6 protein-coding genes and 2 pseudogenes are annotated in these 6368 nt (G+C 42.1%); 3 read left to right on the top strand and 5 right to left on the bottom strand.

From position 1 onward, the window contains the following. The 3 genes and pseudogenes from PROCOU_RS18460 to PROCOU_RS08700 form a co-directional block, all read right to left on the bottom strand. A pseudogene (locus tag PROCOU_RS18460) lies at positions 1-125 on the bottom strand (hydrogen peroxide-dependent heme synthase); the annotation flags it as partial. Positions 126-242: 117 nt separating this feature from the next. Beyond that, positions 243-1196 carry a mannose-6-phosphate isomerase, class I gene (gene manA, locus PROCOU_RS08705; RefSeq protein ID WP_036071517.1) on the bottom strand — a complete coding sequence of 318 codons (954 nt, stop codon included), beginning with the start codon at positions 1194-1196 and terminating at the stop codon, positions 243-245. Between the two features lie 19 nt (positions 1197-1215). Beyond that, entirely contained in the window at positions 1216-1950 is a 735-nt protein-coding gene (locus tag PROCOU_RS08700) for an NADPH-dependent oxidoreductase (RefSeq protein WP_036071515.1), read from the bottom strand. Positions 1951-2087: 137 nt separating this feature from the next. Between PROCOU_RS08700 and PROCOU_RS08695 the strand changes: the two genes are divergently transcribed. The 3 genes and pseudogenes from PROCOU_RS08695 (at position 2088) to pta (ending at position 4355) form a co-directional block, all read left to right on the top strand. Next, a complete protein-coding gene (locus tag PROCOU_RS08695) occupies positions 2088-2312 on the top strand; it encodes a helix-turn-helix domain-containing protein (protein WP_036071513.1) in 225 nt (74 codons plus the stop codon). A gap of 151 nt (positions 2313-2463) precedes the next feature. Beyond that, positions 2464-3184, top strand: a pseudogene (locus PROCOU_RS08690) (pseudouridine synthase). A gap of 193 nt (positions 3185-3377) precedes the next feature. Continuing rightward, positions 3378-4355, top strand: a complete 978-nt coding sequence (gene pta / locus PROCOU_RS08685; RefSeq protein ID WP_036071510.1) for a phosphate acetyltransferase — start codon at positions 3378-3380, stop codon at positions 4353-4355. A gap of 47 nt (positions 4356-4402) precedes the next feature. Here the strand turns inward: pta and pdxT are convergent, their stop codons facing one another. Together pdxT and pdxS are read right to left on the bottom strand one after the other, a co-directional pair. Continuing rightward, positions 4403-4969, bottom strand: a complete 567-nt coding sequence (pdxT, locus tag PROCOU_RS08680; RefSeq protein ID WP_036071508.1) for a pyridoxal 5'-phosphate synthase glutaminase subunit PdxT — start codon at positions 4967-4969, stop codon at positions 4403-4405. Between the two features lies 1 nt (position 4970). Continuing rightward, positions 4971-5858, bottom strand: coding sequence for a pyridoxal 5'-phosphate synthase lyase subunit PdxS (gene pdxS / locus PROCOU_RS08675; RefSeq protein ID WP_036071506.1), 888 nt, complete (start codon positions 5856-5858; stop codon positions 4971-4973). Positions 5859-6368 lie beyond the last annotated feature (510 nt).

The raw sequence follows: 6368 nt of genomic DNA, 5'->3' as shown, positions 1-6368 counted from the left end.
TTTTGTAATTCATTGAGCATAGCATCGCGGTCAATGGGAGAGACTTCTCTTAACGCAGGCCAGTCAATCGTTCTGAAATCATGCAGAGAAAACCAACCATCTAATGTTTTAACAGCTTCGTTCATTATTCAAGCACTTCCTTCCTATGTATTAATTGAATTGTAACATAGAAATGGGAAATTTGTCTGGTGCTCTGTTTGTGAAAAAAACCTCCATAAAAAGATATGGAGGCTGGTTAAAGCTTATTTTGCAGGTGTTGAAACGATGCAGCTAACATGACCATCGATCGTCCAGTTTTTGCATGTTGCCGGTAAAATAAAATGGTCTGCTTTTTTGATAGATGTCGCTTCGCCGTCGATGATTAGCGTGGCTTCACCAGACAAGATACTGACCAACGTGTAGGGCGCGGTCGCGGTGAAATCAGCTTTTCCGTCAATGTCCCATTTGTAAACGGCAAAAAATTCACTTTCAACAAAAGCAGTTTTAGTCAGTGCGCCAGTTGTTTTTGTTGTGATATTTAAAACGGCGTCATGATGCGGAACAGTCGTCACATCAATCGACTTTTCCAAGTGAAGTTCTCGCTTATTGCCTTGTGCATCGACACGATCATAATCATACACACGATAAGTGGTATCCGAGCTTTGTTGTGTTTCTAGAACGAGCGTCCCTGTACAAAGCGCATGAATCGTACCACTTGGCACATAGAAAAAATCGCCTGGTTTAATGGCCACTTTACGAAGCAACTCATGCCATTTCCCATCGCGGGTCCAGTCAATTAATTGTTGTTTCGATGTCGCATTATGACCGTACACAAGTTCTGCATCTGGCTCACAATCGATTATATACCAGCATTCGGTTTTGCCAAGTTCACCGTTTTCATGTTCTTTGGCATAGGTATCATTCGGATGAACTTGCACCGATAAGTCCGTGTTCGCATCCAAAATTTTAGTCAACAACGGAAATACGGCCTCTTTTGGATTACCGAATAAAGCAGGCTGTTCCGACCATAATTCAATCAACGTTTTCCCAGAAAATTCGCCATTTTTGATTGTTGAAGGGCCGTTTGGATGCGCCGAAATCGCCCAATATTCACCGGTAGTCTCTGTTGGAATATCATAGCCAAAGAAGTCACGTAATTTTGTACCGCCCCATATGCGGTCTTGAAAAACCGAATCTAAAAATAAAGCTTTTGTCATTGTGTTTGCCTCCCAATTTTTATACATCTTTCATCAAAAAACCTTGTTGCTTCAACGTCTCAGCAATCGAAGGATAGTAATCTTTATCGTAAAATTTTGAAACCCGGGCTGTCCACGAAACACTACCTTCACGTGCTGAAAAAGGAATAATTGTTTCATCGTAAGCTGCCATCAAATCTGCTACATCGGTTTGGTACGTTTCTTGGAAGTAGACAGCTTCTTTCGGAAAACGCGGTTTAATCGGCATTTCCACATCAGGATAGCCAATACAAAGTCCGACAACAGGAAAAACGTGCTTTGGCAACTTCAAAAATTCGATGACGTCTGCCATGTTGCGACGAATGCCACCAATGCATACAACACCTAAGTCAAAAGATTCCGCAGCAATAATTGCATTTTCGCAAGCAAGCCCTACATCTGTTGCGCCAACGAGTAAAGCATCTACATTTTGAATGGCCGAAAGAGAGCCCTGATGTTGTTTGCTCGCTAAGTGGGTACGATAAAAATCAGCTACAAAAACTAGAAAAGCGGAACTTTCTGCTATGTAAGGTTGATTGCCACAAAGATCGGCCATCTTTACTTTACGTTCAGGGTTTTGGATTGCGATTATCGAATATTGTTGTCCATTAATCCACGATGGAGCGCTTTGAGCGGCACGAACAATACTATCTAATTGCGCTTTTGGAATCGTTTTATCAGGTTGATATTTGCGAAAAGAACGATGATTTCGCAGGTGATCTATGATTGGATTCATAAGAAATACCTCCATTTCGATATTACTAACAGACTAAGTATAGCCTTTTTTAGAATTAGATGAAAGTGTTAAGGCTAACAGTTGAAAAAAGAGCCCATAATCCAGTAGAATAGCGATAGAAAGCAGGTGAGCGTGTGATGGATAAAACGAAAGCTATCCAGCTATTAGAAAAGTACTTTTTAACAGCCGAAGAAGCCGCCACATTTTTAGGAATTTCCAAACAAGCACTATCATCTCTTGTTAAGCGAGGTAAGCTAGAACGCGTCGAGAAAGGGCAAATGAGTCTGTTTTTTAAAGCGGATTTAGAGAGGCGAAAGCAGGAGCAAGCAATTTTACGCAAAAAATACCGACCATATACATAATCTTTCCCTTGATTTTGCTAGGTTCCCTTCTTTATTATTGTTTAGCAGCGTGACAGAAAGAATGAGTATGACGAGAATAGTGTCCAATTGTCAAGACTCGAAATAACCGTTAGAATGGATAGAAGAAAGAGACGTGTGGAGGTTTAAGAGAATGAGATTGGATAAATTGCTCGCAAATAGTGGTTTTGGAAGTCGAACGGAAGTGAAAAGTTTGCTAAAGGCGGGCGCGGTAACCGTCAATGATACGCGTCAAAAAGAGGCAAAATACCAAGTGAATGCAACACAAGACAAGGTGGAAGTACATGGCGAATTGGTCGTATATGAAGAATTTACATACTTAATGATGAATAAACCCCAAGGAGTCGTTAGTGCGACCGAGGACAATTGGGATGAGACGGTGATTGACTTATTAGATGAACGCGATCAATTAAAAAAAATTATTTCCGGTTGGGCGATTGGATAAAGATACAGAGGGCTTGTTGCTGATTTCGAATAATGGTGTTTTGGCGCACAATCTATTGTCTCCGAAAAAACATGTCGATAAGACGTATTTTGCAAAAATTGATGGGGTTGTGACAGAAGCTGATATTGCGATTTTTAAAGAAGGTGTTACGATTTCTGATAATTATACGTGCAAGCCTGCAGAACTAGTTATTTTAGCAACTGAAAATGGTATTTCGACAGTGGAAATTACAATTCAAGAGGGAAAATTCCATCAAGTGAAGCGGATGTTTGAAGCGGTGGACAAACAAGTGACATATTTGAAACGGTTGCGCATGGGGACACTGGAATTAGATGCAGGGCTAGCGCTAGGAGAATATCGTCCGTTGACAGAGAAGGAATTGGCAAGCTTAATCGCGAAAAGTGAATGAACTGTGTTGGTCGGAATCTTGATTAGACCATTACAGTTAAAAGAAGTATTCCTAGTGTTTAGTTAATGCTGTATTAATACAAAAAACGTTAGAATGAAACTGTTATATCCGATTGGAATTACTATCAAAGTGCTCGTTTTCGTAGTAGAATGGAAGTATCATATTATTATTTTAATTGGAGGAAAAGGAAATTATGAGTGATTTATTTACAACGTTAAAAGCGCAAGTAGCAGGAAAAGGTTTACGCATTGTATTACCAGAAGGGGAAGATGCGCGTATTGTTGGCGCGGCGACGGAGCTTTTGAAAGATGGTATTGTAACACCTATTTTGCTAGGAGATAAAGCGGCGATTGCGGCGACTGCGAAAGAATTGAACGTGTCACTTGATGGTATTGCGATTCACGAACCAGCAACAGATCCGCTTTTTGATGAGTTGGTTACGGCATTTGTGGAACGTCGTAAAGGTAAGGCGACAGAAGAGGAGGCGCGCAAAATTCTCGTCGATCCGAACTATTTTGGTACGATGTTGGTTTACACTGGAAAAGCGGACGGGCTTGTGAGTGGCGCAGCGCATTCTACAGCAGATACCGTTCGTCCAGCGTTACAAATTATTAAAACAAAACCTGGCATTTCAAAAGTGGCGGGTGCGATGATTATGGTTCGTGGTGATGAAAAATATGTTTTCAGCGATGTAGCGATTAATATTGCACCGGTTGCGCAAGACTTGGCGGAGAACGCGATTGTCAGCGCAGAAACGGCTTCTGTATTCGGAATCAACCCACGTGTAGCGATGCTGAGCTTTTCAACAAAGGGCTCTGCTAAGTCAGATGAAACCGTAAAAGTAGCAGAGGCAACAGCAATTGCGAAAGAAAAAGCACCAGATTTAGTATTGGATGGTGAGTTCCAATTTGACGCAGCGTTTGTTCCTTCTGTAGCAGCGAGCAAAGCACCGGATTCTGTGTTAAAAGGTGACGCAAATGTATTTATTTTCCCTAGCTTAGAAGCAGGAAATATTGGTTACAAAATTGCGCAACGTTTAGGTAATTTTGAAGCAGTTGGACCGATTTTACAAGGTTTGAATGCACCAGTGAACGACCTTTCTCGCGGTTGTAATACGAAGGATGTTTATAATTTAACACTCATTACTGCGGCTCAAGCTGTGGCAGAATAATTTTGCATGAAAAAACGGAATGCGGTAATGGCAATCCGTTTTTTCGTTTATAAAGAGGCGATGAAAAGTTCTAGTAAGCGATTATCACCAGTTAATTCTGGATGAAACGCGGTAACTAGAATTTTTCCTTGTCTCGCTGCAACATATTTATTATCAATCGATGCTAGAATCTCGACGTTTTCACCGACAGAAGCGATGTAAGGTGCTCGGATGAAAACTGCTGGGAACGGTCCACTCTCGATTCCTTCTATCTCAATCGCCGCTTCAAAACTATCTTTTTGGCGACCAAATCCATTTCGAACTACAACAGTATCGATTAAGTCAAGCGTTTCATCGTCGTTCCCATCTATTTTTCGTGCCGTTAAAACAAGTCCTGCGCATGTTCCAAAAATACCTTTCCCTGATTTAGCAAAAACTTGGATTGTCTCAAATAAATCGTATTTTTTCATAAGACGGCGCATTGTCGTACTTTCGCCACCAGGTAAGATAAGGCCGTCAAGATCGCGCAATTGATTAGGATGCTTTACAGGAACAGCAAGGGCTCCGGCTAAAGAAATTGCGTTGAGATGTTCAGAAACCGCTCCTTGTAAAGCCAAAACACCAATTTTTTTCATATTACCAGCCTCTATCTTGCATACGATCTTCTGGGTTTAAACGAGAAATCTCGATTCCCTTCATCGCCGTACCAAGTTCTTTGGATAGTTTGCCTATCAACTCGTAGTCTGTATAATAAGTCGTCGCCTGTACGATTGCGTTTGCAAATTTAGCTGGATTATCCGATTTGAAAATACCTGATCCAACGAAGACACCGTCCGCGCCAAGTTCCATCATCAAGGCTGCATCCGCAGGTGTAGCGACGCCTCCAGCTGCGAAATTTACGACCGGTAATTTGCCAAGCGTTTTAATTTCTTTTAGAAGTTCATACGGAGCACCTAAAATTTTAGCTTCCGTCATCAGTTCGTCATCGCTCATCACACTGACTTTGCGAATTTGGCTGTTAACTTTTCGCATGTGGCGAACGGCCTCTACTATATTTCCAGTTCCTGGTTCTCCCTTTGTGCGAAGCATTGAAGCACCTTCACCGATACGGCGGAGCGCTTCACCAAGATCACGACAGCCACATACAAATGGCACGGTAAAATCGCTTTTTAGAAGGTGAAATTCATCATCAGCAGGGGTTAATACTTCACTTTCATCGATATAATCAACGCCCATCGCTTCAAGCACACGAGCTTCAGAAATATGACCGATACGAGCTTTTGCCATGACTGGAATCGAAACTGCACTCATAACTTCCTCGATAATGCGTGGATCAGCCATACGAGCAACACCACCCGCAGCACGAATATCCGAAGGCACCCGTTCTAATGCCATAACTGCCACGGCACCAGCATCCTCCGCGATTTTTGCCTGCTCTGCGTTAATGACATCCATGATAACGCCACCTTTTTGCATTTGTGCCATACCCCTTTTTACTAACTCACTACCAGTTTGCTTTTCCATTCGATCGATTCCTCCTTTATATATGTAAAACTTTTGCCTTGGAAACTTGTACATCTATATGGTAAGCTAAAACCAAATTTAAAAAAACAGCCAATTGGATGATAAATAGATGGTCCAATAATGAAAAGCTGAAACGGCCCGCTCAGCTCCGACAAAAACTGGAGCGGCCGCAGTAAAAAGCCGTTCTTGCTTTTTATGGAGGGCGTGAAGTTTTCGAGGAGTTGGCTAAGAAGAAGGCAGTTTCATTGCATTCAACTGCATATTGAGGTTCTAAAAAAGCACACTACGCTTTTTTAGAACCACAACAAAGCTGGATCACATGAAAAGCTGAAACGGCCCGTTCAGCTCCGACAAAAACTGGAGCGGCCGCAAGAAAAAGCCGCTCTTGCTTTTTATGGAGGGCGTGAAGTTTTCGAGGAGTTGGCCGTTGAAGCTGGATCCGGAGGCGCTTCACGTGATACAGTACATGGATTACATGCTCACTTCGTTCTCATGCATATTGAGGCTCTA

The organism is Listeria rocourtiae FSL F6-920 (assembly GCF_000525975.1).
Classification (GTDB): Bacteria; Bacillota; Bacilli; order Lactobacillales; family Listeriaceae; genus Listeria_A; species Listeria_A rocourtiae.
This window is presented reverse-complemented; position numbering and strand designations above follow the sequence as displayed.